At 59.3% G+C, this 25,663-nt stretch carries 23 protein-coding genes and 1 pseudogene; 11 read left to right on the plus strand and 13 right to left on the minus strand.

Annotation, left to right across the window (positions count from 1 at the left end; translation table 11 throughout):
- On the plus strand, positions 1 to 680 hold a 680-nt coding region (locus J4O76_RS19820), incomplete at its 5' end, for a GntR family transcriptional regulator (RefSeq protein WP_426283792.1).
- Positions 681 to 833: 153 nt separating this feature from the next.
- Here the strand turns inward: J4O76_RS19820 and J4O76_RS19825 are convergent.
- A pseudogene (locus tag J4O76_RS19825) lies at positions 834 to 1,160 on the minus strand (transposase); the annotation flags it as partial.
- A gap of 184 nt (positions 1,161 to 1,344) precedes the next feature.
- Positions 1,345 to 1,503 carry a hypothetical protein gene (locus J4O76_RS19830; protein ID WP_426283795.1) on the minus strand — a complete coding sequence of 53 codons (159 nt, stop codon included), beginning with the start codon at positions 1,501 to 1,503 and terminating at the stop codon, positions 1,345 to 1,347.
- Here J4O76_RS19830 and J4O76_RS19835 point away from each other — a divergent pair.
- The gene (locus tag J4O76_RS19835) at positions 1,502 to 1,627 is read left to right on the plus strand and encodes a hypothetical protein (RefSeq protein WP_426283797.1); all 126 of its coding nucleotides are present in this window, start codon (positions 1,502 to 1,504) and stop codon (positions 1,625 to 1,627) included. The two genes, J4O76_RS19830 and J4O76_RS19835, sit on opposite strands and share 2 nt — an antisense overlap.
- 188 nt (positions 1,628 to 1,815) lie before the next feature.
- On the opposite strand, the gene J4O76_RS19840 is transcribed toward J4O76_RS19835, so the two are convergent.
- The 7 genes from J4O76_RS19840 to J4O76_RS19870 form a co-directional block, all read right to left on the minus strand.
- Complete coding sequence (locus J4O76_RS19840; protein ID WP_426283798.1) at positions 1,816 to 2,943, minus strand: patatin-like phospholipase family protein; 1,128 nt, start codon at positions 2,941 to 2,943, stop codon at positions 1,816 to 1,818.
- 82 nt (positions 2,944 to 3,025) lie between these two features.
- Positions 3,026 to 3,637: a DUF3313 domain-containing protein gene (locus tag J4O76_RS19845; protein WP_426283800.1), complete on the minus strand. Its 612-nt coding sequence runs from the start codon at positions 3,635 to 3,637 to the stop codon at positions 3,026 to 3,028.
- 91 nt (positions 3,638 to 3,728) lie between these two features.
- Complete coding sequence (locus J4O76_RS19850; RefSeq protein ID WP_426283801.1) at positions 3,729 to 4,457, minus strand: sigma-70 family RNA polymerase sigma factor; 729 nt, start codon at positions 4,455 to 4,457, stop codon at positions 3,729 to 3,731.
- A gap of 17 nt (positions 4,458 to 4,474) precedes the next feature.
- Positions 4,475 to 7,540: an efflux RND transporter permease subunit gene (locus J4O76_RS19855; RefSeq protein ID WP_426283803.1), complete on the minus strand. Its 3,066-nt coding sequence runs from the start codon at positions 7,538 to 7,540 to the stop codon at positions 4,475 to 4,477.
- A gap of 4 nt (positions 7,541 to 7,544) precedes the next feature.
- Positions 7,545 to 8,642, minus strand: a complete 1,098-nt coding sequence (locus J4O76_RS19860; RefSeq protein ID WP_426283805.1) for an efflux RND transporter periplasmic adaptor subunit — start codon at positions 8,640 to 8,642, stop codon at positions 7,545 to 7,547.
- Positions 8,643 to 8,648: 6 nt separating this feature from the next.
- Positions 8,649 to 10,142, minus strand: a complete 1,494-nt coding sequence (locus tag J4O76_RS19865) for an efflux transporter outer membrane subunit (protein WP_426283807.1) — start codon at positions 10,140 to 10,142, stop codon at positions 8,649 to 8,651.
- A 77-nt stretch (positions 10,143 to 10,219) separates the two neighbouring features.
- The gene (locus J4O76_RS19870; protein WP_426283808.1) at positions 10,220 to 10,669 is read right to left on the minus strand and encodes a GbsR/MarR family transcriptional regulator; all 450 of its coding nucleotides are present in this window, start codon (positions 10,667 to 10,669) and stop codon (positions 10,220 to 10,222) included.
- A gap of 762 nt (positions 10,670 to 11,431) precedes the next feature.
- Here J4O76_RS19870 and J4O76_RS19875 point away from each other — a divergent pair.
- The 4 genes from J4O76_RS19875 to J4O76_RS19890 all read left to right on the plus strand — a co-directional run bounded on the left by J4O76_RS19875 (position 11,432) and on the right by J4O76_RS19890 (position 16,091).
- Positions 11,432 to 13,258 carry a mechanosensitive ion channel family protein gene (locus J4O76_RS19875; protein ID WP_426283810.1) on the plus strand — a complete coding sequence of 609 codons (1,827 nt, stop codon included), beginning with the start codon at positions 11,432 to 11,434 and terminating at the stop codon, positions 13,256 to 13,258.
- 556 nt (positions 13,259 to 13,814) lie between these two features.
- A complete protein-coding gene (locus tag J4O76_RS19880) occupies positions 13,815 to 14,183 on the plus strand; it encodes an EF-hand domain-containing protein (RefSeq protein WP_426283812.1) in 369 nt (122 codons plus the stop codon).
- Between the two features lie 90 nt (positions 14,184 to 14,273).
- Entirely contained in the window at positions 14,274 to 14,846 is a 573-nt protein-coding gene (locus tag J4O76_RS19885) for a DUF4142 domain-containing protein (protein ID WP_426283814.1), read from the plus strand.
- A gap of 933 nt (positions 14,847 to 15,779) precedes the next feature.
- The gene (locus J4O76_RS19890; protein ID WP_426283816.1) at positions 15,780 to 16,091 is read left to right on the plus strand and encodes a hypothetical protein; all 312 of its coding nucleotides are present in this window, start codon (positions 15,780 to 15,782) and stop codon (positions 16,089 to 16,091) included.
- Positions 16,092 to 16,223: 132 nt separating this feature from the next.
- Here the strand turns inward: J4O76_RS19890 and J4O76_RS19895 are convergent, their stop codons facing one another.
- Positions 16,224 to 16,628: an MAPEG family protein gene (locus J4O76_RS19895; RefSeq protein ID WP_426283817.1), complete on the minus strand. Its 405-nt coding sequence runs from the start codon at positions 16,626 to 16,628 to the stop codon at positions 16,224 to 16,226.
- 327 nt (positions 16,629 to 16,955) lie between these two features.
- Between J4O76_RS19895 and J4O76_RS19900 the strand changes: the two genes are divergently transcribed.
- Positions 16,956 to 17,276, plus strand: a complete 321-nt coding sequence (locus tag J4O76_RS19900) for an SDR family NAD(P)-dependent oxidoreductase (protein WP_426283819.1) — start codon at positions 16,956 to 16,958, stop codon at positions 17,274 to 17,276.
- Between the two features lie 102 nt (positions 17,277 to 17,378).
- On the opposite strand, the gene J4O76_RS19905 is transcribed toward J4O76_RS19900, so the two are convergent.
- Positions 17,379 to 18,478, minus strand: a protein-coding gene (locus tag J4O76_RS19905; protein ID WP_426283821.1) for an IS3 family transposase whose coding sequence is annotated in 2 segments (ribosomal slippage) — positions 17,379 to 18,217 and positions 18,217 to 18,478 — 1,101 coding nt in all. Because the reading frame shifts where the segments join, the coding sequence is not laid out codon by codon here.
- 605 nt (positions 18,479 to 19,083) lie between these two features.
- On the opposite strand from J4O76_RS19905, the gene J4O76_RS19910 reads away from it, so the two are divergent.
- From J4O76_RS19910 to J4O76_RS19920, 3 genes are all read left to right on the plus strand, one after another.
- Positions 19,084 to 19,743, plus strand: coding sequence for an AAA family ATPase (locus J4O76_RS19910; protein WP_426283823.1), 660 nt, complete (start codon positions 19,084 to 19,086; stop codon positions 19,741 to 19,743).
- A gap of 14 nt (positions 19,744 to 19,757) precedes the next feature.
- Entirely contained in the window at positions 19,758 to 20,042 is a 285-nt protein-coding gene (locus tag J4O76_RS19915) for a CopG family transcriptional regulator (RefSeq protein WP_426283825.1), read from the plus strand.
- A gap of 91 nt (positions 20,043 to 20,133) precedes the next feature.
- Positions 20,134 to 20,724 carry a hypothetical protein gene (locus J4O76_RS19920; protein ID WP_426283828.1) on the plus strand — a complete coding sequence of 197 codons (591 nt, stop codon included), beginning with the start codon at positions 20,134 to 20,136 and terminating at the stop codon, positions 20,722 to 20,724.
- Positions 20,725 to 21,059: 335 nt separating this feature from the next.
- Here the strand turns inward: J4O76_RS19920 and J4O76_RS19925 are convergent, their stop codons facing one another.
- Positions 21,060 to 21,890, minus strand: coding sequence for a hypothetical protein (locus J4O76_RS19925; RefSeq protein WP_426283829.1), 831 nt, complete (start codon positions 21,888 to 21,890; stop codon positions 21,060 to 21,062).
- Positions 21,891 to 21,953: 63 nt separating this feature from the next.
- Positions 21,954 to 22,583, minus strand: a complete 630-nt coding sequence (locus J4O76_RS19930; protein ID WP_426283830.1) for a recombinase family protein — start codon at positions 22,581 to 22,583, stop codon at positions 21,954 to 21,956.
- A gap of 94 nt (positions 22,584 to 22,677) precedes the next feature.
- Here J4O76_RS19930 and J4O76_RS19935 point away from each other — a divergent pair, with 94 nt between their 5' ends.
- On the plus strand, positions 22,678 to 25,575 hold the full coding sequence (locus J4O76_RS19935; protein WP_426283832.1) for a Tn3 family transposase: 2,898 nt from the start codon (positions 22,678 to 22,680) through the stop codon (positions 25,573 to 25,575).
- The last annotated feature ends 88 nt before the right edge of the window (positions 25,576 to 25,663 follow it).

Below are 25,663 nucleotides of genomic sequence, written 5' to 3' on the forward strand. Positions count from 1 at the left end.
AGCGGCGATTGCAGGGAAGAAGTCTGTCTCAGCAGGCGTATGACAGCCTCGAGGCTTTGATCGTCACCACCGAACTTCGACCTGGTTCACGCACCACACTCAGCGAACTGGAAGGCGTGTCGGGGTTCGGCCGCACGCCTGTGCATGATGCCGTCAAGCGGCTCTCGACCGCACGACTGATTCACGTGCAGCCGAGATCAGGCCTGCGAATCGCTCCGCTTGATCTTGAGGAAGAGCAGATATTACTGCCGGTGCGCATTGAAATGGAGGCAATTGCGTGTAAGCTCGCAGCCCAGCGGGCCGATGACGAGCATATTGCGCAACTCATAGAGGCTGCAGATGCCCTACGCAGCGGCATCGAAATCATGACGCTAGCCGAGTTCAATGTTGTCGATAGTCAACTCAACACTGTTATCCTGTCGGCGTCCGGAGAAATGATGCTGGGCAACACACTCCTGCCGCTGCAGACTCTCTATCGGCGCTCGGGCTGGCTATTTCATCTTCATGTCGCACCGAAAAACGCGCTGCACGACCTCATCACGTCCCACCTCGATCTGCTCGATACGGTGATTAGCCGTGATCCCGTATCGGCAGAACATGTCGTCCGCGCCATGCTCGCCGGGAACTACTCTTCCTTACATAAATTGCAGAAAAGCAAGATCATGGAGCAATACGGCTAGGCGCTCTGCTGCTCCCAGCGGTCTACGGATCGCCATCGCGCGATTTCTTCGTCAGTCAGTGAAAGTGCGCCAGCGGCCTGCTTGCGTGCCGATGTCGCGCCGGCCTCGATGACGGCTATTACCGTTAGAGCCTCGATCAGAGTTACAGGATTAGGTGTTTGATCCCTTCTTCGGCATGGCGGTATCGTTGATGACGAGAAACGCATCGGCGCCACCAACCAGCCGGTCGGCCTCGCTCAACAGCGCCGCCTCAACCGGGGCGCTGTCCCAGACACCTGCGGCGACGAAGTGGTGGAGCTGATCGTAGCCGGCCTCACCGCCGCGAGCGGCCATCGGCTGCACGCTCTTGCGATCGCCCGGACCGATCAGACCCGAGACATACTGCGGGCACATCCTGCGCCGCGCTGGATGCGACAACCCCGCCAGGAACGGCTCGAGCCATCGCTCCAGATCGCTTCGCCAGCCCTCGTCCACCACCATCACACGTGATCCGTCAGCCTACACTGACACACGAGAATCAACGACGATTCCGGCCGGTTCCTTTAACCTGCCAAAGTAGTGCTAGTTTCTGTCGCGAGGTCCCAGAAGGCATCAGCTTTCCTGATCGACCATCGCTTCCGAGAACGCCCCGGCCATCTCGCTGGCCGTTCGTTTGCGGGAAGGCTCAGCCGGCTGCTGATAGTCGGCTCAGCAGCTCGGAAATGAGCAGGCGCTCTCCCGGTGTGACGGCCTCGACTTCATCAAGGCGGGCATTGAGGGCGATGGCGAGCGACGTCACGCCGGCGTGCCCTTGCTGGTCGTGAGCGGCCAGGATCGCGGCCATGACGGCATCCCGGGCAAGGGATGTAGTTGCCTTCGGCGGGCTGAACCTCGGCGATATTAGTATAAAAGAAGCCGATCGGGTAGCGCTTGAAGTGTTGTGGCTTCGCCTTGCGCTGTTTTTATGACCCTAAACCGACGGATTGTCGTTCGCCCGCAGCGGGGGCGCCGGGGGGGGGGCAGCATGCCAATTTAATCAAGATGCTTAATGAGGGCAAGGAGCCGATCCTCCAACTTTGATACGTCGCTTGGATACATCACGGTCCATTGCTGATGCAGCCTAACGGCTTTACTTGACGATTTATCAGTTGCCAACTCACGGCCCACCGGTAGGGTTGCTCGGAATACAACTATTTATAGCTTCCATTTCCTGCTCTCCGAGTGCAAACAGCTCTCGCATATGCGAAGTGTCAAACAGTGGCGCATCGTCATGCTTCGCTCGCTTCTCGATCGAGCAAACGACTAGTTTACCCTTAGTTTGAGTGGCTATAGCCTGCAAATCATCAATTCCGTTTCGATCGTTCTGTCCAAGCACGGTCGCGAGCGCACGTGACACGATTGTAAATGTTTTTTGTCGAACAATGGAAAAGTCAGGCTCAAGGCGACCATTATATAAGATATATATCACGCCTGCTGATTTATCGTCAGATGCGCCGAGCGCCAGCATAGCCTTTGGCAACACAAAGAAGCTGCCGATCGTACCGCCATCGACGTGCATTTCTTCAATTTGTTGCCCATTGGCGGCGCTCTTGATCAGCACAGGCGGAAAGGCGCCTGGGATGCTCGCGGAAGCGAGCAATACCTGCTGGAACAAAACAACCCGTTCAGGCGAAGCGCTCGCCGCAATTGCACCCATGTCCCAAATGACGCCGCGCTGCGCGTCAAGGTTGGCCGTCATGACTAATAACCGCCTACCGTGGCGGTGTTCCTGGGCGATGCGCTCGAGAAAGGCGGGGGTGACGTAGCGATCGATAAGCGCACGCAATGGTTTGGTATCAAGTACGCTGGCACCCCCGAAAAGGCCGCTCAGGATCCGCGTCCGATACACGTCCTTTCGGCTGAGGTTCGTATAGATTGTCCGTAGCGTGCCATCCTGATCACTGCCGAGAAAAGCGAAAGGCGCGATCAGAGCTCCGGTGCTTACGCCGGTCACAATGTCAAAGACGGGACGATCCCCGCGGTGGGTCCAGGCGTTTAGCAGTCCCGCCGAATAGGCACCCTTGTCCGATCCACCCGACACAGACAACAAGACGCGTGGCACACCGCTGCCGGAAGCCTGCCGCTGTCCCAAGAGAGTGCTGGACCAGTTTCGGTAAGCGGTATCATCGTCCTTCGCCCAAAACCGGACTATCTCCTGCCCGACTGGATGCGCGGTTTGAAGATCGCTAAGGGAATAGGGTACACGTGGTGCTAACGTGCTGCAGCCCGACAGCGCCACGGTCATAAGCCATACCGTAGAGATGACCTCGAGCCGCTGGTTCCGGCTCCGTGTGTTTACAGTCGACCGATACTTCGTCCGGATCTCCCTACTTTTGCTCATCGTAGGGGCTTTCCAAGATTCTATTAAGCTGCCCAGCGGCGCCCTTGAACGCCATGCGGGCGTGATCGTAGGCAACGTAGGACCCTTTAACGTTCCAAGGTTTGCCGTTGCGGTATGTCGCCATCTGGATCAGCACCGTCCCAGACTTCCCGGCTTGGACCTGCATCTCCTCACTCGCGCCGCCCTGTAGCGGTGCGAAGACGCCAAGCCCGCCTAGAGCGAAACTGGCCGCCTGGGCGGGTACGTTGAGGTACCATCGTGTCCGTCGAACGTTGGTGAGTGCGGAGCGAATCCTCAGGGTATTCGTTCCAACCCGGTCGACGACGCGGTAGCGCGTAGCAAGTTCGGCAATAAGCTGGCCTCGGAACTCATTGAGCAACTTTGATTGAATTTCCGCGTCACGTGGCGCAGCATGCCATTCCGGTATGTCCACGACCACCTCATCGTAACGCGAGAGATCGATCCCCGGCGCTACCCACAGAGCGGTGTTTTTCCGGCTCTGGACTTTGCTGAGTTGGCTGTTGTCATGGAGGAACCCGGAAGATGTGATCTTTTGCCCCCCCGTCGAGCAGGCGCTGACCAACGGCAAAAGCATCATGACGCAAGTACGGCAGGCAAAACGATTAATAGGCACGGAGTCAGTCCTTCGCCATTATGCGGTTGGTTAGATCGTTTCTCTCAACGTAGCCTCACCCTATCCAGAGAGTTTGGTTCGATGCTTTCGCAAGTGCCCAGACATTACGACCGGAAACAGATTGAATCTTCGATGATGAGGATTCATCTGGTAGATCGGGCATTGGCTTGGCGAACGTTTGACTTGCTAAGGGCAAATCATCGCGGAGCATGTCGTCCATTGCGGCACGTGCACGGGCCACACGACTTTTCAATGTCCCAAGTCGCACCCCGGAACGATGCGCCGCCTCCTCGTAAGAGAGCCCCTCGATGGCAACGAGCGTCAGCGCGTCTTGCTGTTCCTGTGAAAGACGGCTCATCGCTCGCGCAACATCGGTCAATTCTACGGTCGCAACTTGATTACCATGATGGGCTAGCTGGTTCTCGGCAACTACCTCGTCATAGACGCCGATGAAGCGGGCGCGGCGGTGAGAGCTTTTGAATGCGTTTCTTAAAATGGTGTGTGTCCATGCCTTCAGGTTCGTACCTTGCTCAAAGCGACCACGGGCAGCCCAGGCGCGCATCATCGTATCTTGCACCAGATCATCCGCTTGGTCGGGGTCGCGTGTCAGCGATCGTGCATAGCTTCGCAGCCGGGGCCGAAGCGCGGCAAGTTGCTCGCCGAAAATACGGTGGTCGCCATCACGGTGTGCCTCGTTAAGCGTTATTAGCAAATCACGAAAGATTTTGGGCACCTCCGTTACCGGCCCCTGCGCATGTCTCAACACGTCGCCGAGGCGGTTCAAGCTTGCGGTACAGTTCATCATATCACCGTTGCTCCATGAACTGGCTGATCATCCCCTGTAGGTCCAACGAGGCGCGACAGTCGGGGCCGCAGCCAATTTTCGAAATCATCGATCATCTCATAGACGACTGGAACCAGTACCAGCGACAAGGCGGTCGAAGAGATCAGCCCGCCAATTACGGCCAGGGCCATTGGTACGCGGAACTCGGATCCTTCGCCCAGTCCAAGCGCCGTAGGCACCATGCCGGCTGCCATTGCGACGGTTGTCATCACGATAGGTCGTGCCCGCTCGCGACATGCCTCCAGCAGCGCCTCGTGCTGAGGGACGCCAGCCCGCTCGGATTCAATCACGTGCTCGACGAGAAGGATCGAGTTTTTCGCGGCAAGGCCCATCAGCATTAGTAAGCCGATCAGTGCCGGCAGGTTCAATTCGGCATGACCTAAGAGGAGGCCTGCAAAAGCACCTGCAAGCGATAGCGGAAGCGCCGCCAGGATGGTGATCGGCTTGAAGAAGCTGCGAAACAGAAGGACCAGTACGCCGAAGATCATGGCAATACCGGCAAGGATCGCACCACCAAAGCTGCTGAACAGCTCCGCCATGTCTTCCGCCTGTCCGAATGCCGGTTGTGTGACGCCAGCGGGCAACTGATGAAGGATGGGCAATGTCTTGATGCGATCAAGTGCCGCGCCGAGTGAGACCCCGTTCAGTTCAGCTTGAACCGTTGCACGTCGCTCGCGATCGAAACGCTCGATCCGAGCCACACCTGGCTGGAAGCTGATGTCCGCTACGGCCTCCAGCGGCACCGAGCCGCCCGCCGAAAGAGGCACCCGCAGATTACCAATTGTGTCCAGGTTCGCACGAGCAGCGTCAGGCAAACGGACGCGGATCGGCAGACGCTGCTGCCCCGCGTTGAACTTGGCGGTGTTTGCGTCGATGTCCCCTAGGGTTGCGACGCGGATGATTGCCGCCAGGGTTTCCGAGGTGATGCCGAGCCGTGAGGCCTCATCCGGCTTGGGGCGAATCACCAACTCGGATCCCGGTCGCGGTGTTACCTGGTGGACGTTTGCGAGCTCCGGCAGGCGCCGCATCTGCTCCTCAAGCTGAAGCGCTGCCTTCGATAGCGCGTCGCCGTTCTCGCTCGACAAGATGATTTGCACGTTCGAACTGCCGCCACCTCCGCTTTCCGCGAACCCCAGGCGCACATCAGGAACGTTCAGAAACATAGGGCGAATTGCACTTTGAAACTGGGTAGTCGTCTGCGACCGATCGGGTTTGAGCAAGACCGTAATTGTTCCCGAGCCGACATCCCCACCCGCGCCGACGGACGCAAACACGAGGGCGACATCACCGAGCCGTTGCAGGTCATTGGTAATCGTTGCCGTGGCGCGGCGCATGTCGTCGATAGTCGCCCCAGGTGCGCCCTCGATCGACATTTCAACGATCCCGTTGTCACTTACGGGCGTGAACCCCGTCGGCAAAGTCGAGGCAAGGAACAATGAAGCGACGAACAATGCTGCTGCAGCGCCGAGCGATAACCAGCGGTGCGCCAACGCCCACTCGATTGCCTTGCGATAGCGCCCGGTGAAAGGCTTGCGCTCCAAGGTATGAGCCTTGGGCTTTATGAAATAGGCAGCGAGCAGCGGCGTCAGTAACCGGGCGACGAGTAGCGAGAACAGCACCGAAATCGATACGGTGAGGCCAAATTCCTTGAAGAACTGACCCGCCGCGCCTGGCATGAAGGAGACCGGTAGAAACACAACGACAATTGACATTGTAGTGGCGATGACCGCCAACCCAATTGCGTCGGCGCCAATCAGTGCGGCTTGGTACGGTGCCTCGCCCGCCTCCACCCGCTTCTCGATATTCTCGATCTCGACGATCGCATCATCGACCAGAATGCCGATGACCAGCGTTAGCGCCAGCAGCGTGATGATGTTCAAGCTGAAACCGAGCATCGCCATGGCAGCAAACGTCGGGATGAGCGAAATGGGCATGGCAATCGCCGCGATGATCGTGCTGCGCCAGTCACGTAAGAAAAAGAAGACAACGATTGCAGCCAGCACCATACCTTCGAGCAGCGTGTGTACGGTCGCGGTAAAACTGTCGCGGGTATTTTGGGCCGTCGATATGATTTTGCGAAACGCCACCCCAGGGTGATCATGTTGTAACTGCACGATCTGCGCATTTACGGCGTCCTCGACTGCGACATCGGACGCAGCCTTGGTTTTCATCACTTGGAACGCGACAACTGGGTTGTCGTTGAGCTGAGCAAAGTGAGTGCGTTGCCCCGCCCCGCTGCTTACATTTGCAACATCGCCGAGCTTGACCTGGCTTCCTTGCCCGGTCGACAACGTGGTATTGCGAAGTTCAGCCACGGTTTCGGCCGCGCCCAGAACGCGGATGGTTTGCGCCCGACCGCCGATGTCCGCGGTACCGCCTGGCGCATCGACATTGTAACGCCGTAGCGCATCGTTGATAACTGGAGCGGTTAGGCCCAAAGCATCAATTCTGACAGGATCCAGCGTCACATTGATCTCACGATCGACGCCGCCCAACCGCTGCACTTGCGCCACGCCTTTTGCAGTCGCCAGCCGCTTGGTCACCGTATCATCGACGAACCAACTCAGGTCGACATCCGACATCTTCGGCGCAGAAACCGCGTAGGTAACGATCGGAGCGCCATCAAATTCGACCCGCTCGACGATCGGCACCTCGATGTCGCGAGGCAAATCGCTGCGTATGCGATCAACCGCCGCACGCACCTCATCGGTCGCGCGCTGCGTATCTTCGCCAACTGCAAAGGTGACGGTGGTGCTGGAATTTCCCAAGGAGACGGTCGACTGGACGTGATTGACGCCTGCGATGTTCGATACTGCCGCTTCGACGGGACGCGTAATTTGGGTTTCGATCTCAGTCGGTGCCGCACCTGTCAGCACTACGCCGACTTGCACGGTCGGTAGCGACACGTCGGGCAGCAGCTTGACCGGTAGGCTCGCATATCCCGCAAGACCAGCGATCATCAGCAGAATGAAAAGGACCGCAACGGGAATGGGATTGCGGATCGCCCAGGCTGAAATCTTCACGAGGTCAATTCCCGCCCGCCAAGGCGCGGTCTATGGGGCGAACGGGATCGCCTTCAAGAAGGAATGCACCTCCTCCCATTGCGACCCTAGTCCCGGCTGCCGGACCATGCAGCAGCTCGACCCAACCACCCGCACGGACTCCGGTGCGAACCGGAACCCGGTGGGCATGATTGCCGCCATCAAGAACAACGAGCAGTGGCCCACTGGCCTCGAACTGCACCGCGGCCTCTGGAACAGCAGCCACTGTACGGGCCATGCGCTGAAACTCGGCTCGGGCGAACCCACCAGACCGCAACTGAGGATTCACAGGTAGGCTGATCCGCGCGCGCCCCAGCTTAGTCTGAGAGTCCACACGCGGCGACACGAAACGGACCGTCCCGTCAAGCCGGACGCCCGATGGCAGGCTAACCTGAGTGTCCGTACCGGGTCTAATGGTAGCGAGAGCGTCCTCTGGCACTTCGGCATCGAGCTCAATTCGGCGATCTCGTGCAATACGGAACATAGGATCGCCGCCAGGGGCGGCGACCGCACCTGGCCGGATCGTCCTCTGTAGGACAATGCCCGACACTGGAGCTCTGATCACCATTTGCGCGCGTTGGGTAAGAAGATCTTTCAGCTGCGCACGAGAGACGTCGATTGCTGCCTCGGCACTCGCCGCGTCACCACGCCTCGTTGCGATCTGCTCGTCCGCAAGAACGCCAGTGCCGTCGAGTCCACGCACCCGGTTGGCTTCACCCTGAGCTTGGGTGGCCTTTGCTTGCGACTGGACCACTTGAGCTCGGGCTTGGAGGATTTTTGCCTCAATCAGCGTCGGATCGAGGCGTGCAAGGGGTTGTCCGGCACGAACCAGATCGCCTTCATCGACGAAAACGTCTGCCACCCGGTATCCAGACAATTCCGAGTTCACCGCTGCCTCTTCGAGCGGGACCAATAAGCCGGACGCAACAAAGCTGCCGCCCAGGGCTCGCGACTGTACCCTTGTGACCGATACCGCGCGAGCGCCTTGGACAGGTGCTGCCGCCTGTTCCGTCTTCGATTTGTTAGAGCATGCAGCCAGCGAAGTTAGCAGCATGAACGCGACCATTCGGGGATTGTGCGTCATTGAAGATCAGTATCCGGAAGGTTGCGGGGTGGAGGTGCCCCAGCCCCCGCCAAGGGCTTGAAAGGCCTGGACCGAGCGTTCGAGACCGTCGATGTGCGCTGTAGTCAGGGCGGTGCGTGCACCGCGAAAAGTGCGTTCGGCATCGAGGACGGCTTGAAGGTCGGTGAAGCCGAGATCGAAACGCTTCACGGCGGCGTCGTAGGCACGACGCGCGCGTGCAAGGCCGGCGTCGAGCATTGTAATTCTACGCCGGTCTGCTTCGAGCCGTACCAGGGCCTGATCAGATTCTGAGTACGCCGTCTGCAGCGTGCGTTCGTATGTCAGAACAGCTTGTTCCGCTCGTGCGCTCGCCCCACGCAACTCGGCCTTCAACCGCGAGCGATCGAAGATCGGCACGGCTAGGCTGCCCCCACCGGAACCCGAAATCGTCGTCGTCGCGATGCCCCCAGTCTGCGTGGCGAAGGCCAAGGCCGCTTGCAGCGTTATCGTTGGATAAAAGGCCAGTTCAGCCAGCCGAACGTTGCCTGTTGCGGCTTGCAAACGCGCCTGTGCTTCGCGGACATCGGGGCGGCGGGTCAACAACTCGCCTGGCATCGAACTGGGGATGTCGGGTACCGCGCTCAATGTGGCGGTTATGGGCAGCGACTTCAGTGGCGAGGTGCCGGAACCAATCAAAACCAGTAACGCCCGACGGGTGGCGTCCAACGCCCCGGCGAGATCGGCCGCCTGTGCTTCTGCCTGCGCCAGATTGCCGGCGACCTGATCGACCTCAGAGGTTGCAATCAGCCCGCGGGCCGCGCGCTTGCCAGTTACATCCACAAGGCGCCGCTGAATCGTCACCGTCGCTCGCGCGTCTTCCAGCTGTGCGGCCAAGCCGCGCGCTTGAAAGAGAGATCGTGCAACGTCTGCGGCAAGGGTTGCGCGAGCACCTTCGTAAGTAAAGCGAGCGGCTGCCAAATCGGCATCGGCAGTCTGCCGAGCAGCACGGCGACGCCCAAACAGATCTAGCTCCCAACTGACCGGCAAGCTTGCATTGCCGGTTTTAGTCGTTGTTGGAGCAAAAAGTTCAGTGAGCGACGAGCTATCGCCCAATCCTGGAATATCGAGACTGTTGCTCAGAGTATGTGTACGCTGAATTTGGCCCTTCGCCTCCACGTTGCCCTGCACCCCGTACCGTGCGAGTGCCGCAGAGCGGACGGCTTGCGCTTCATCAAGGCGCGAAAACGCTTCTCGCGCGGTCAGCCCGTTTGCGAGCGCGTGCTCAACTAGTCCTGCAAGTTGAGCATCGGCATAGAGGTTCCACCAGCGATCCAGCGACATCGCGGGAAGCGAAGACGTGCTTGCATCATAGCTTGACGGCAGCGTGGTCACTGGCGTGCGAACGGAAGGCGCCGTTGCGCAGCCGACCAGAATCGCGGCGAGACCAAGTCCGGCGTATCGCCGAACGGCCACGGAGGCCGAAATCCCCGGCCATCCGCGGCTCACCGCACCGTCGATCACTACGCAAGCACCTAGACCGTTCAGAATATACTGAACGGATAATGCGACTGAAAGCCTGTGTCAACCGTCGACGGACGTCAGGCGTCGCTGGACGACATTAACTTAAGGGTCTCGCGATTTTTTGCCTCTGATGCCTTCAGAAGATCGGCCATGTAGCTCACACGCTGCCGCGCAACTGGCGATAGGTCCGCCCCACTGCCAAGCAATGTTTCGGCGCATTGGCGTGCCTTGCGCTCTCGCGCCATCTGTCGCTCAATTTGGCGGTGCCAGCCATCCGCTGGAAACTGAAAATAGTCCTGCCGGTCGCCCGGCCGAGACACACGTTCAACCATGCCCATCTCTTCGAGCAGGCGGACATTAGTGCTTACCCCGCCACGGCTGACCTGGAGCCGCTTTGCAATTTCTGAGAAGCTTAGCGGTGCCCCTGCCGACAGCAGGAGTGCCAGCATACGTCCGGCGGTCCGGGACATGCCGTCCTCCTCGCCGATGATGCCAAAGCGTTCTACAAATTCCTCGATGCCGTTCATTTCGGGTACGCGTGATGTTCGTTCAGTCATAACGAAACGTAATTGCAGGATGGGTGCTCTGCAACCCGCGACAGCACCGTACCAGCGACGATCATGTCACTACCTGATATTCGACCACCGGCTGCTCCACATGTGAAACGAGCAAAATGTAGCCATCGGCCGTGACGCCGTCAGGATCCTGCCCCTTTGGCCCACCTAGCGATTTGGCACTATCATGAGACATTTGATGCGTCGGAGAGCCCTACGCAATGGTCGTGTAGCGCTTGGCAATAGGCGTCGTGGCCGGCGTCATTAACCTACTGTCGATGCCTGACCCTAACGACATCACCACCTTGCCGCGGACGTCGTTCGGCAATATATGAACGATATGAACCATATGAACCATATGAACCATATGAACCATATGAACCTTTTGCCACCTCAGTGGTTCACGGCTGAGCCAACCGCCACTCGGAGCATCGTTGTGAAGCACATCGTAAGCATCGCCATTGCCCTGATTCCACTAGCCGTAATGGTCGTTGCCGTTATGTCTTCGTAGCATAGGACGGTCCTACAGGCCGACTCCCCGGCAGAGCGTAGTGCTGATGGTATCATTATCGGGGAAGAACGACCAGACAGTCGGTGATAACGCAGTTTTATGACGATATGTGCTGGGGTAATGGATAACGCATTAACCAACACCGCAGTCCCAAAGTCAATACCGATCCAATTGCAATCACCCTCGGAAAAACGCCTAATCGCGACCTTGCGATGGATCTGTAGATGAACCTGATAGATTCCGTGCTACACGATGTCGACACCGCAAAGACTGTCGTCGAACGTCAATTAGATGTGCCTTTCTCAACGCCATACGGCGGCTTAATTCTTCTAATAGCAGTCAGCGTTGCGATTGCGCTTGTGGGACCCGTCCGAATCCGGCTCCTCGTCAAATTATCGGCATTTCTTTCTGGAGCCCGTAGAGACAGTGGCACTGCTACGTATGCGAAGGCGGTAGGCGCCGTCGCGGTGACGACCGTGCTGACGGCGGTTGCCGCACAGATCGTCCTCCTTACCACTGGAGCGATCCTGCCGCTGCTACCGGAAGTCGCAGCGATTGCATCGACGATCACAATGGGCATCGGTGTTATCGGCTTCGGTCTCGGCATCGGTCGAGCCTTGCGATCCCCCGAGGACAAGGCCATGCGCCCGGTGCAGATGCCGCCAGGGCTCGGTCGCGTCATTGGCCTTTATCCATTCGCTGCCGGCATCGCCCTGGCGTTGAATGCCTTCATTGATCAAACTTCGCGCATTCTTCACGCGACCTCCGTGTCGACGCTGCTTGCCCAGATGGTCGTGGTCACCGGTGAAGCGGTCTTGATCGGTAGATTCCTAGTACTTGCTGGCCGTGCACGCGAACGGCAGACCGAGAATGCGATCGGAGGCGAGTCCAATATGGCGATCCCCGCCGTGTTTGGTATGACTGCCGCCGCTTGGCTCGCTTTAACGGTTGGATGTGCGGCGTTTATTTTCGGCAGTCGCCGGTTTGCGCTGTTGCTGCTACAGGAGATGCTGTGGGCGGCGTTGCTGCTCACGACTGCCTGGCTCCTCACCCGATTCCTCGACGCACTTGTCATTCGCCTTCTCGATACTAACCGCCGGGCCGGAAGGTTCGCGACGGCGGTCGTCGGGGTTGGGCAGGCGCGAGTAGCACAGATCGCTCTTCTCGGCAGCGTCCTGCTAACAATCGTCGTCTGGCTGATCGCGGTCGGAATGATTGCAGTGCCACTCCATGGCCAAGGCGGCGCTGTCACTGAAAAAGTCCGGCCCGGACCGCTGCTTCAATCTTTGCAGTCCCTCAATATATCCCCCCGCAGCGTGATCACCGCGCTCGCTATGTTGTTTGCCGGCATCTGGCTCACGCGTGTTTTGCGGCGATGGATGGAGAACCGGTTTCTTCCATCGACGGCGTTGGACGTTGGCGCGCGCAGTTCGATCCTGACTGCATTGACGTACGTCGGCGTGATTATTGCTATGTTGAGTGCCACGAACACGCTTGGCGTTCAGCTTGAGAAGATCACGCTGATTGCCAGCGCACTATCCGTCGGCATCGGTTTTGGCCTCCAATCAATCATTCAAAACTTTGTTTCGGGGGTTATTCTTTTGATTGAACGACCAGTTAAATTGGGTGACTGGGTTGCTGTTTCGGGAACGGAAGGCACCATTCGAAAAATCAAGGTGCGCGCAACTGAACTAGCCACCGTGGATGGGGGCATATCAATCGTCCCCAACTCCGCTCTAATCTCGTCGACGGTCACAAACAGAGCTGACACACTTATGACAGAACGGCTCGAACTTTCGCTAAGTGTGACCGGTTGCGATACCGTTCGAGCCGCGCATGATGCCCTTGCGGACTTGGTTAACCGATGTAACGCCGTGCGAGCCCAACCAGCCCCTCGCATTTATTTACGGACCCTTGGAGAAACCGAATGGACGTTCGATTTGTGCGTCTACAGTGAGGAAGGGGTATCTCGCGCACAATCTCACAGTGAGTTGCTATTCTGGCTTAGCGAGCAAGCTTCGAAATACCCTCTTCGCGTGCAATCAGCATAACACGCAGGCGGGAGTTGTCGCGTTCGTGTCGTCCTCGATCAAAAAGAAGCGCGCGTTTCGGACCTAAAACGCGGTTGCGGTGTTTAGCTACGACTGAACAGTATGAAGGCACTAAATTAATGCGCGTTGCAACGAAGGCAGGCTTAGTCTGCATGATCGCGTCGTCGCTGTTGACATCGGCGGTTCCAGCGGCGGCTCAGCGGCGATCGGGCTGGGACAATCGTCGGCCGGACTGGGGTGACGGACGGCGGCATGACCGAAACGATAAGGCGGTCGCCGGGGCCGTGCTTGGGGGCATACTTGGCCTTGGTATTGGGGCCGCAATTGCTTCAAGTAACAATGACCGTGATCGTTACCGGGATCCACCCCGTTATCGTGATGGGGGCAATGGCTATTACGCAGGTCCGGCTGAAAGCGACCCTTGGGGTTCACCCTCGGGTTACGCGGTCGGAGGGGTCGTTGATCAAGGTCGGGGAAATTACCCGTACCGGTAATACACTTCCGGCCAAACTTCTCGGGAGCATTCGCAGGCCCCATCTTTTGCAGGATTAAAAAAATGATCAAGACTTTCTGTGTCGCTCTGGCGATCGCGGCCCCCCTCGCTGGCGTGAATGCCCAGACCACCGATGCTACAAAGGCTTACATCGATGCCGGCTTCGCGGCAATGGACATTAACAAGGATGGGAACGTAACTCGCGCGGAATTTGGCGCTTTTATGCGCACGCGCCTCGATCGCCAGGCCGCCGAGTTCGACGCAGCGTTCAAGCAGTTGGATTCGAACGCCGATGGCAAGATCACACAGGCCGAAGCGAGTGCGGGTAACGCTCTTCTCGCAGCGCATTTCGCAGAGGTCGATGCCAACCATGATGGCAGCATTTCGAAGGAGGAGCTGCGTTCGGCGATGCTTGCCGCACAAGCGCGATAGTGTTCCCTTCTACAGAGTGGGATCCATCCTCGCTCACGAGCATTTCGCAGTTAGTACAGTGTAAAATCACTTAATTTAAAGGGACTTTTTATGAATAAATCCAAGATTGGCATGGTTTTACTCGCAATTTCACTCTCGGTTTCTGCGCCCGCCCTCGCGCAGGATCCAACGGCGGTAACGGGTACGCTTTCCGCTACCGACGTCGGTGTATCCCCGATCAGTGGGCAATCCGCGTCCGACTACGTGAACGCAGCCGCAGATGGCGACAATTATGAAATCGCCTCAAGCCGGATAGCGCTCTCCAAAACGAAAAACGCGAACGTCAAATCCTTCGCCCGCCAGATGATCGCCGATCACACTACAACCACACAGTCGTTGATGGCCGCTCTCAAAAATCCCGATCGTACCATCACCAAGCCGTCGCCCAAGCTTTCGGTAGCAAACGCGTCGAAGATTGAGCTCCTTAAGAAGGCCCCGAAGGCAACCTTCGATCAACTGTACATGCAGCAGCAGATGCAGGCCCATCAAACCGCCTGGGCGGTCCACAAGGGGTATGTCCTTGACGGAAACGATCCAGCTCTGAAGCAGGTCGCTTCGACGGCATTGCCGATTGTCGAGCGCCACATCAGCACGGTGAAGGCCAGCAACGTGGCCGGAATGTAACAGCGCAGATCGGTTATTGAAGCGCAAGGTATCAAGGGGCGGCTTCGGGTCTCGAGGCCGCCCAAGCCTGTTTTATGACCAGTTCAGGCCTATCTACGGCGTGATCGCGATTGACGGCACGATGATGTCCGTGATGCCGAGCGCAGGTGCGGTGCTACTGGGCTGATATTTCCTGCAGCCGATGCTGTGGCGCGGGCGGTTGTCGGTGTAGACCTCGCCGAATGCCGCGCCGAAGTCTCGATCGATGATACCCTGGTTGATTTCTTGATTCAGCCGACCCGGTGGCGAGGGGGCTCACGGCCTGCTCCGGTAATCGCTCACCGGCCGCCAGGCTGGTGGGTGACGGTTTCGGCGCTGCGCAGTGCCGCTTCGGCCTGAGCGTGTGCCGTGGTTTGATCGAGAGCCGACAGGAGCAATAGGCTCGCTTCGATTGCGACAAATCTCTGGTCATCTCTTGTTCATTCAGTCATAGCTAAACGGAATGAACATTGAGGGAGTTGATTATGAAACGATGGATGCATCAGGCTGCCGTTGGTCTAGCGCTAGCTACAAGCCTTGTTGGCGCAATGCCCGCCCAGGCTCAGCGAGGTGGTGATCGCGGCTGGGCAGATCGCGGCTGGGGCACTCGTGGATGGAGCAATCACGGATGGGGCCGGCGCAACGATCGCGCGGCTGCCGGTGCCATCCTTGGCGGATTGGTCGGATTAGGAATTGGTGCGGCGGTAGCGGCAGACGCGCGTGGTTATGACAGCCGCGGCTACGATGCCCCTCCCCCGCCAGCTATGCCCCCACGTGTTGTCTATCGCGACCTATATTACGCGCCGCCCCCCCCGCCGCGCGTGGTCTACGAACAGGACTACTACGGCTACTAATCCCCGCCCCCGCCTTTGCCTGCTCCTTTAGTGGGCACGCTTGTTCATTTAGGAGAATATCATGCGTTCCTTCTCGTTTCCCATCGCTGCTTTCCTTACTGCTTGCGTCTCGGTGACCGGTGTCCAGGCACAGACTGCTCATGCGCAAGCTGCAACACCTCGATATTCGACCGCAACGACGCCTCTCTCCAAGCTGCTCTCGGACCCAGCAGCCAAGGCAATCATCGAGGCGCATATCCCCGGAATGACAAAGCAGCACGGCCTTATGTTCGTGAAGGGCAAGTCGTTGAAGACCATTCAGGGCATGTCGAAGGGTGGCATCACCGACGAGCAGCTCGCTGCGATCGATGCCGACTTCGCCAACATCCGGTAACTTTCGCCTGCCGGACACCTGCCGCTTGTCGGAATTCGAGGGTCTAACGAACTTGTGAGCGGCAGGTCGTTCGGCGCTTGTGTGGTCGCATCGGTTGGCAGGTCGTCAATGGCACTGCAGCCGGACATGCGGTTAGAACAGGCCGATAAGGCGTACCAGCATAGCGACGATACCAGCCAGGGACAGGACGAAAACGCCCGTTCGCCACCTTTCGACACCCTTTAGGTAGAGTGGAAGATAGATTACGCGCGCGACCAGCCAGACGACTGCGCCAGCCGCGCCGATCCCGCCCGCCCTTCCCGTTGTTTCGAGCGCCAGCGTCAGCGCGATGAGCGCGGGCCATGTCTCCTTGTAATTGTCGAGCGCTCGTTGCGCGCGCGCTGCTGTCTTGCCGAGTGGCGGTTGCAGCCCGTCGCGGGAACTGAGGTTCCACGCCTTGCCGCGCTCCCTTGTCACCGCACCACCCTGGATCTGGATATGGATCAGTAGCAAGACGACGGACGCGCTCAGCACAATCATCTCGGTCGCCAACATCATGGTTCCTTGTCAGATCAGAGGAGCATAGTGCACAATCGTCTGGCGTGGCGGAAGCTATTGTCAGCCACGTGCGCAAAGGTAATAAATATTCATGGTGTCGAAGGAACACACAGGTAACGGGTTAGCATTCTGCCCGTCAAGCATCGAGACATGAGGCCGTTGTCTCTGGCGGTTTTTAGCCGATTTGCACCACCATCGATTGCTGTGCCGAGTGACGCTTTGGATTCGGTACGGTTTGCTTGTCGTTCGCATGCTTGAAATCGTGTCTCCCCGGACCCATCAGCGAACCACACCACCTCAATGTCACCAATGAATGACAATCGATAAGTGTGCTCGAACTGGTCAATCGCCGTACATAAGCAACGCCGTCTCTTTGTTTACCTTCATTCCGAGCATGCCGACGGCGATAACAACAAAATCAGCCTTGACGTTCATTCTGTTGTGAACAAACCATCAACTAATAAGTTTGGGGGCGAACACAATGGAGAAAACGATATGACGCTCAGACCCGACGGAAAGATCGCGCTGATCACCGGCGCCGCTCAGGGTATTGGTCCGGCCTCGGCGCGCATCACGGCCGAGCAGGGTGCAACCGTGATACTGGCTGACATAAACGAAGATGTTGCGCAGGCGCAGGCGGAGAAGTGACGTGCTCCCCAAAGCTCTACCAGTCATAACTGGAGTCCGGGGTTGGTATGAGCCTCACCCCTTCTCTGGTCCGGTCTTTATGAGAAACCGGCTCTCTTTTCGTCAGGGCAGGCATGCCTGCCCTGACGAAAAGGCGCGCTCCATCGGGGTCTGGTTGCCGAGGGAACTGTGCGGACGGTGCTCGTTGTAGTCGCGCCGCCACGCCTCACATTTTTCCCGTGCGTCGTCCAAGCTCAAGAACCAGTACGCATTGAGGCATTCGGCCCGCACGCGGCCGTTGAACGCCTCCGCGAACGCATTGTCGGTGGGCTTGCCGGGGCGGCTGAAGTCCAGCACCACATCATGTTGATAGGCCCACAGGTCGAGATCCTTCGAGATGAATTCCGGGCCATTATCCAGGCGAATGCGTCTGGGGCGGCCATGAGCCGCGGCGATGCGGTCGAGGGTCTCAACCACGTCAGCACCGCGATAGCTCGTCCGTACGTCGAGCGCTGGTGACACGCGCGTGAAATTGTCCACGATTGACAGCACGCGAATCTTGCGCCCGTCAAACAACTGGTCTGACAGGAAGTCCATCGACCAGCACCCGTTGGGCGCCGTTGCCGGCGTCCGGTCGTCACGCAGCTTAGCCTTCACCTTGCGCTTGGGGGTCTTGCTGCGCAGCTGCAGCCCGAGTTCGCGATACAGGCGGTGGGTGCGCTTGTGGTTGATCTCCCAACCCTCACGCCGCAGCAGCACATGGATGCGTCGATACCCGTAGCGAACACGGGTCGCAGCCAACTCCTTGATCCGCATCTTGAGGCCGGCCTGATCGAGGCGGCGGGACTGATAGCGCTGGGTCGATCGATTGATCGGAAACGCGCCGCAAGCTCGCCGTTCGCTGACCTGGTAGCTCGCCTGCAAATAGCCGACGATCTCCCGGGCTCGATCAGGCCTTACATTTTTCGGCGGATGCCATCCTGCAGCATCTCTTTGTCCAGGCTGAGGTTGGCCACCAGCCGCTTCAGCCGGACGTTCTCCTCCTCCAGCACCTTGAGGCGCTTCATCTCCGACGGCATCAGCCCTCCGTATTTGCTACGCCATCGGTAGTAGGTCTGGATGGAAATGCCCGCCTTCCGGCAAACCTCCTCGACGGTTGTTCCATCCTCAGCCTGCTTGAGGATGAACGCTATCTGCTGCTCGCTGAACCTCGACTTCTTCATTGGCGGATTCCCTCGGCCGGCACCTGCCAAACCTAACCGGGAAATTCTCACAAAGAATGGACCAATCTGAAGGGCTCAGGTCAGCACCCCCAAGCGAGGCGCTGAAAATCATCGCTGCGAACTGTCATCCCTGCCTCACATTAAAGAATGGGGACGCTTGGCGCCTGGCGATGCGGATTGAAGGTTTGGGAGACCGTCCCGACCTGATGATTGCCATTCCCTCCTGACTGCGAAACATTCCGTTCTCTGATCCCACGCGGGACGATCGCGGTCAGCGCGGTACGACTGGTTCGGTCGTAAGCGTATATCTGTGCCCGTTCCTTGCGCCGACAAGCGCTGAGCCTCGCTCCCCGGTCCTAATTGGTAAGCCCTGGCGGTTTCGATCATCGATGGTTGGCGAGAATTAGGACTCCCCCTGCCCTCGCGCACCGGCCCCTTAGCTCCGTTGCCGACGTGCACGTTGGGATAACCCTGTTGGACGCGTCTTTACCTGTGAACCTAACATCCCTTTAATATCCAAAGCATGTCGTAATCATAGCTTAGCTTTGACACCGCGAAACGGCGCGGATATATAGGTGACATTAATATCCTTTTGGGGTGCTTCCGTGATTGTCACGATAGGAAATACAAAGGGTGGCGTTGGTAAAACCACCTTAGCCGTTCAAATCGCAATCGCGAGGGCGATGGCCGGCAGAGATGTGTGGCTCGTTGATGGAGATCGTCAAGGAACCGCCGCAGCAGCCATCGCCGCTCGGGCTCAGGCTGGTCGCCTCCCTGGCATTGCTTGCGCCCAATATCCTGACGGCCCGGCACTGCGTGCGCAGATCCAGCAGCAGCGGGACAAGTGGCAGGACATCATCATCGATGCCGGCGGGCGCGATTCCACCGCCCTGCGAGCCGCGCTCGTCTTGTCGGATGTGCTCCTCGTCCCGTTTGCGCCGCGTTCCTATGACGTCTGGGCGCTCGAGGACATGGCAGCGTTGATTGATGAGGCGCGGAGCGTGCGAGACGGTCTTCGCTGTTTCGCCGTGATGAACCAGGCGGATCCCGGTGAGAAGTCGACCGACAACGCGGAGGCCGCTGCGGCGGTCAAGGACTTCCCACAGTTTGAGTACCTCCCCTCCCCCATCCGGCGCCGCAAGGCGTTCAGCAATGCAGGCGGCGCGGGTCTCGCGGTCTCGGAACTGGCCGCCAAGGACACCAAAGCCGCGGTCGAGCTAGACACGCTAATTGCATCGCTTTTTAATATTCCTTCGCGATCCTGATAGGAGCCAGACCAATGGCTATCACACCCCGCCCCAAGCCGGTTTCCAGCGCCGCCTCAATGGCCGCACAGGACGCCTTCATCAGCGGTGCGCCCGATGCCTCGCCGGTCCCTAAGGATGCGCCGGCAGAATACGAGAAGGGGATCAAGAAGGGGAACAAGCGTCAGATCACTCTGACGATCGCACCAGAGTTGCTCGAACGTGTCGACCAGGTCGCGAAGCGTACTGGGCAGGCGAGGGCGGCCGTCATCAACATGGCTATCTTCCAGGCAATCGAGGGCGATCTATTCCGCTCCTAACTCGTTCGCCTGCAGTCCGTTTTAATATCCAACGACGATCCAGAGCCCATCGATTAACCCGGATCTTCAGCTTCAAAGGCGTTTGTCTCTCATGTCTGAACCGCAGCTATTCTCCCCGGCCGACGGGGTCGACTATCTTGCCATCGGAAGGGGCAAGATTGTCTGGTTCAAGGACGCTGAGGCATATTCCGACGACCCGGACGAGATAGTCCCGCCGGAGTGGGCTGTCCTCGCGTGCGGCTGGCCGCGCAGCTCGCCGGCCAAAACCAGCGACATCGGTGCTGACGATCTCAGCGCGATCGCGCAAGGGATCATCGCCCAGCCGCTTTCCGGGTATCCCGTGGCACGGGTTGATACTCTGCCGATCCCGGCTGCGACGGCCAACTTCACGAACAACGTGGTGACGTTTGATCTCGTCACGCCGGTCCGGGATCTGGATTTGCCCGGCCTCTTCCGCGTCAATTACGTCTCGGGCGCGACGGGGCTGGCCTACTCCGATGGCATCCAGGGATATCAGATTTTTGTGACGGTGCCGCGTGGCTACGTCATCATCGTCGTGGCTTCTGACGACGATAACGTCAGGGTAGGGGCTGTGCTTCGCCCTGCTGACAAGCCAGGATGGCCTATCGATGATGGAGTTTCTCGACCTTGCGATCGCGGCGCTTGGCATCGAGAGGCTTGACCTCGATCTTGATCTGCGTGTCCCGGGAAACCTAATCTAGCGCCAAAGGCACCGCCTTTAATATTAAATGCACTGCCCTACGACATTCCTATGCACTCCATACGGGGCTGCGAACCGCCTCCATGCGTCAAGCCGAACCACCTAGATGTGTAAGCCGATCACGACCAACCCGGTAGCCAGACCGCCCGCCGCTATCTTGGCGGCGCCCAACATGGGGTCAGTTCCGGCTGAGGGCGAAATGACACCTTAAGCAGTTGGTTGGTGCTGAGCTAGCCTCCGGTTCTGAAGCCGAGGTATACCGATATTGCGCCATTCTTCTGCCTCAAAGTTGAAGATTAAAAGGGAGGCGGGATGGCTTTCTTAAAGCGAACCTTCACTATCCTGCCGCCATCCAATACGATTCCAGCGTTCCAAGTCCCGCCTGCGAAAAGAGATATGGCTTCCAGATCGTGTCCCTTCTCATCTTTCAGATCGGAATCTGATAAGGTGTCATCCCAAGCTTTGACGTAATTTCTTACGTTGCTGATGCTTGAGATTGGAAATCTCTCGATCGCAATGCGACCATTGGTTATTGGCGTTGTATACTCTTTTAGTAGGCCCTTCGCTTGGGAAGGATTCTTCCTGACATAGTCTCGCATGCCACGAGCCTCTTGGTCGTCAATGCTAACAAGAACCTTACGATCCCCGTTTATCTGTAAAGAGTTGAGCAAACGGAGAATCGTAAACGTCCGACCAGCTAGTTTTTCGTCCAAAGAAAAAAACTCGTAGCGTTTCGCTTCACATTGCGATGCTCCATTTTTTTGTACCGCCATTCGGTATAACTTCGTCAGCAACACAGATTTTGGTCGCGATGGCGGTAATTTTCCTTGAACACGTAGCACAGGTTCTAACGTCACCACTGCCCTTGTCTTCTCGCAGAAATCGGGTTGCTGAGCAGGTTCTGCCGCAGAGAAAAGCTTGATTTCGCTTTCTTCGGGTAAATCTGGAGGGGGTGGAGGAAGCATTCCCTCAGGTCCAACAACCGCCTCTACAATAGGCGAATGACCAGCCTTGAGTAACGCATCGCCTAAGTCGGCTGGTGACATGCTACGAGCTTGCTCCAGGGTAACGGGCGGCGCATCACGACGGATATCAATTGTTGCTGCTAACATGATGAGCGCAAGCATATTATCTCCCTAGATTTAGAAACCGCGCGCAACAAATTTGCGTATGTGGATGCCTGCTACCACTTATTCCATCTTTTCGACATCGGAAGACGCATCGGCTCGGGATCGCCCAACAATTGCGGCAACGGTATTTTTGCTAAGGCCTAGGTCACGCGCGATCCAGCGATAACTGCGCCCCTCCACAATAAGCGCGAGCACTCTGGGTGCGAGACGGTCGGACTTGGGACGGTCACCGATTTGCCGCCCGAGCTTGCGGCCCCGCGCTTTCGCCGCGGCGAGGCCGGACCGAACGCGCTCGCTGAGCATGTCGCGCTCGAACTGCGCGATGCCGGCAAGCATTGTCGCCATCATCCGTCCGTGAGGCGTATCGACCTCGAACGTCATGCCGCTCATCGCAACTACCGACACGCGCCAACCCGACAGCCGGTTGAGCGTATCAAGCAGGTCCTGCGTCGAGCGCCCCCAGCGGCTGAGTTCGGTGACGAGGATCGCGTCGATGTGCCGCGCCTGCGCCAGCTTCATCACTTTCCCGCGTGCCGAGCGGTTGGCCTTCATGCCCGAGGCGGTTTCGCGGAAGACCTCGACCACCTCATAGCTGCCCCGCTCGGCGAAACCGGCAAGATCGCGCAGCTGTCGCTCGCACGACTGGTCGGCGGTCGAAACGCGGGCGTAGATGGCGGCACGTTGTCCCAATTGAACCTTCCCGAAATCAGGCCTCAAAAACCCTTGATTTGCGTGGGGTCAGTGTTGTCCAAAACAGACTTCTGTTCAACAGGGACACTGCCGCATGCCGAGACGCCATATCCTGAGCGCCCGGCAGCGGTCATCGCTGCTCGACCTGCTGACCGACGAGGCGTCGCTGCTGCGGCATTACATCCTAGCCGACGACGACCTGATCCATATCGATAGGCGACGCCGGCCGGAGAACCGGATCGGCTTTGCACTGCAACTCTGTGCACTGCGTTATCCCGGTCGTATGCTCGCACCGGGCGAGATGATCCCGATCGCGGTGTCCACCTTCCTTGGTGCCCAGCTCGGCATCGCCGGCGACGCGCTCGTTCGTTACGCCGTCCGGCGTCAGACCCGCCAACAACATATGGACGTGCTGCGCTCCATCTACGGATACAGGACGTTCCCCGGTCAGGGCGCGCCGGCACGGACGTTCCGTGACTGGCTGTTCGCCGAAGCCGAGCAGGCACACTCGAACGACGATCTTGCCCGGCGCTTCATCGCCCGCTGCCGCGATACCATGACCATCCTGCCGGCGATCACGACGATCGAGCGCTTGTGCGCGGATGCGCTCGTCGCGGCCGAACGCGGCATCGAGAAGCGCATCGCATCGCGCCTTGATCTTGTCGCCTGCACCCGGCTTGACCGGCTGACGACCGAAATGCTGCCGGGGGCAATCAGCCGCTTCATCTGGCTGCGCCGGATTGAGCCGGGCAACAATTCCGCCGCGGCAAACCGACTGCTCGACCGGCTTGAGTTCGTGCGTGCGATGAACCTTGATGCCGGCCTGCTCGGCGACGTCCCGCCGCATCGCGTCGCCCGGCTGCGCCGACAGGGCGAGCGTTACTTCGTCGATGGCCTGCGCGATCTCGGCGCCGACCGGCGTCGCGCCATCCTCGCGGTCTGCATCATCGAGTGGGCCACCGCGACCACGGATGCAGTGATCGAGACGCATGACCGGATTGTCGGGCGCACCTGGCGCGAGGCGAAGCAGCTACATGATGTACGCGCCGCGGAAACCAGAGGTGGGGTCACTGCGACGCTGAGCGGCTTCACTGCGCTTGGCCAGTCGCTGCTCGAAGCGCATGGCGACGGCGCGTCGTTGGAGGATGCGGTCGCGCGTGTTGCGGGATGGGATCATCTCACCCGTCTCGTCGCGACGGCCAGAACGCTGACCGACACGCTGGGCGACGAGCCGCTGGCCCATGTGGATCAGGGCTATCATCGCTTCCGGCGCTATGCCCCGCGCATGCTGCGCTGCCTCGACCTCGAAGCCGCGCCGGTCGCCCGGCCCTTGCTGGATGCTGTGACCGCCATCGCCACCAGAGGCGCACTTCCGGCTACCGATGATTTCCTGCGCCCACATTCCAAATGGCGGCGTCAGTTGCGGGCGAAGGGCGACGATGATGCGCGCCTTCGGGAAGTCGCAGTCATGTTCCACCTGCGCGACGCGCTTCGCTCGGGCGACGTCTGGCTCGACCGCTCGCATCGCTACGGCGACCTCCGGAACGTCCTCGTGCCGATGGAGGTCGCGCGCGCTGCGAAGCTGGCGGTCCCGGCCGACCCGCATGTCTGGCTCGCCGACCGCAAGGCGCGACTTGCCGATGGCCTTGCCCGGCTCAGTCGCGCCGCGCGCAACGGTACGATCCCGAAAGGCAGCATCGAGGACGGGACGCTGCGCATCGATCGCCTGACCGCCGATGCGCCGGACGGGATCGATGACCTGGTGCTGGACCTTTACCGTCGCCTGCCGCCCATCCGCATCACCGACCTGCTGCTCGAAGTGGACGCCGCGCTGGAGTTCACCGACGCCTTCACCCATCTGCGCACCGGTGTTCCGTGTGGCGACCGGATCGGCCTGCTCAACGTCCTGCTCGCCGAGGGATTGAACCTGGGCCTGCGCAAGATGGCCGAGGCGTCCAACACCCATGATTACTGGCAACTGTCCCGTCTCGCACGCTGGCATGTCGAAAGCGCGGCGATCGACCAGGCGCTGGCCAACGTGGTCGCCGCGCAAGGTGCGCTGCCGATGGCGCGGGTCTGGGGCATGGGCACCACTGCCTCGGCCGATGGCCAGTTCTACCCCGCCGCGCGGCAGGGCGAGGCGATGAACACCGTCAATGCCCGCTACGGCAACGACCCCGGCATCAAGGCTTATACTCACGTCAACGACCGCTTCGCGCCGTTCGCATCGCGGACCATCCCCGCAACAGTCAGCGAGGCACCCTATCTGCTCGACGGGCTGACGATGAACGAGGCCGGGCGACGGATCGAGGAGCAGTATGCCGACACCGGCGGGTTCACCGACCATCTGTTCGGAATTAGCGCCATGCTCGGTTACCGCCTCGTACTGCGTATCCGCGACCTTCCGTCCAAACGGCTATACGTGTTCGATCCCGCGGCCACGCCGAGCGAATTGCGCCCGCTGGTGGGCGGTAAGGCACGCGACGCACTGATCGTGTCCAACTGGCCCGATCTGTTCCGCTGCGCGGCTACCATGAGCGCTGGCCAAGTTGCGCCGAGCCGCATCCTGCGCAAGCTTGCCGCCTATCCGCGCCAGAACGATTTGGCGGCTGCATTGCGCGAGGTCGGCCGGATCGAGCGGACGCTGTTCATCATCGAATGGATTCTCGATGCCGGCATGCAGCGCCGTACCCAGGTCGGCCTCAACAAGGGCGAAGCGCACCACGCGCTGAAGAACGCCTTGCGCATCGGCCGTCAGGGCGAGATCCGCGACCGCACCACCGAGGGCCAGCACTATCGGATCGCGGGCCTCAACCTGCTCACCGCCATCATCGTCTACTGGAACACCCTGCATCTCGGCCATGCCGTCGAAGCCCGACGCCGCGAAGGGCTCGAGACGCCCGATCACCTTCTCGCCCATATCTCACCGCTCGGATGGGCGCATATCCTCCTCACTGGCGAATACCTCTGGCCCAAGGATACCGCCGCTTAGGGTGTCATTTCGCCCTCAGCCGGAACCGACCCCTTGACGGACGCACCGGCCGTCCTGCCCGAGAGGTAGTCGCGACTTGGGTCCGCGC

It is taken from the genome of Sphingomonas sp. NFX23, assembly GCF_049887795.1.
GTDB lineage: Bacteria > Pseudomonadota > Alphaproteobacteria > Sphingomonadales > Sphingomonadaceae > Sphingomonas.

Excerpts from the sequence above, each read along its gene's own strand:
- J4O76_RS19860 (WP_426283805.1), bottom strand. The coding sequence starts at position 8,642 with ATGACGCACAATCCCCGAATGGTCGCGTTCATGCTGCTAACTTCGCTG.
- J4O76_RS19925 (WP_426283829.1), bottom strand. The coding sequence starts at position 21,890 with ATGCTTGCGCTCATCATGTTAGCAGCAACAATTGATATCCGTCGTGAT.
- J4O76_RS19890 (WP_426283816.1), top strand. The coding sequence starts at position 15,780 with ATGCGTTCCTTCTCGTTTCCCATCGCTGCTTTCCTTACTGCTTGCGTC.
- J4O76_RS19875 (WP_426283810.1), top strand. The coding sequence starts at position 11,432 with ATGAACCTGATAGATTCCGTGCTACACGATGTCGACACCGCAAAGACT.
- J4O76_RS19915 (WP_426283825.1), top strand. The coding sequence starts at position 19,758 with ATGGCTATCACACCCCGCCCCAAGCCGGTTTCCAGCGCCGCCTCAATG.
- J4O76_RS19935 (WP_426283832.1), top strand. The coding sequence starts at position 22,678 with ATGCCGAGACGCCATATCCTGAGCGCCCGGCAGCGGTCATCGCTGCTC.
- J4O76_RS19880 (WP_426283812.1), top strand. The coding sequence starts at position 13,815 with ATGATCAAGACTTTCTGTGTCGCTCTGGCGATCGCGGCCCCCCTCGCT.
- J4O76_RS19835 (WP_426283797.1), top strand. The coding sequence starts at position 1,502 with ATGACGGCATCCCGGGCAAGGGATGTAGTTGCCTTCGGCGGGCTGAAC.
- J4O76_RS19830 (WP_426283795.1), bottom strand. The coding sequence starts at position 1,503 with ATGGCCGCGATCCTGGCCGCTCACGACCAGCAAGGGCACGCCGGCGTG.
- J4O76_RS19870 (WP_426283808.1), bottom strand. The coding sequence starts at position 10,669 with ATGAACGGCATCGAGGAATTTGTAGAACGCTTTGGCATCATCGGCGAG.
- J4O76_RS19885 (WP_426283814.1), top strand. The coding sequence starts at position 14,274 with ATGAATAAATCCAAGATTGGCATGGTTTTACTCGCAATTTCACTCTCG.
- J4O76_RS19840 (WP_426283798.1), bottom strand. The coding sequence starts at position 2,943 with ATGACCGTGGCGCTGTCGGGCTGCAGCACGTTAGCACCACGTGTACCC.
- J4O76_RS19920 (WP_426283828.1), top strand. The coding sequence starts at position 20,134 with ATGTCTGAACCGCAGCTATTCTCCCCGGCCGACGGGGTCGACTATCTT.
- J4O76_RS19845 (WP_426283800.1), bottom strand. The coding sequence starts at position 3,637 with ATGATGCTTTTGCCGTTGGTCAGCGCCTGCTCGACGGGGGGGCAAAAG.
- J4O76_RS19895 (WP_426283817.1), bottom strand. The coding sequence starts at position 16,628 with ATGATGTTGGCGACCGAGATGATTGTGCTGAGCGCGTCCGTCGTCTTG.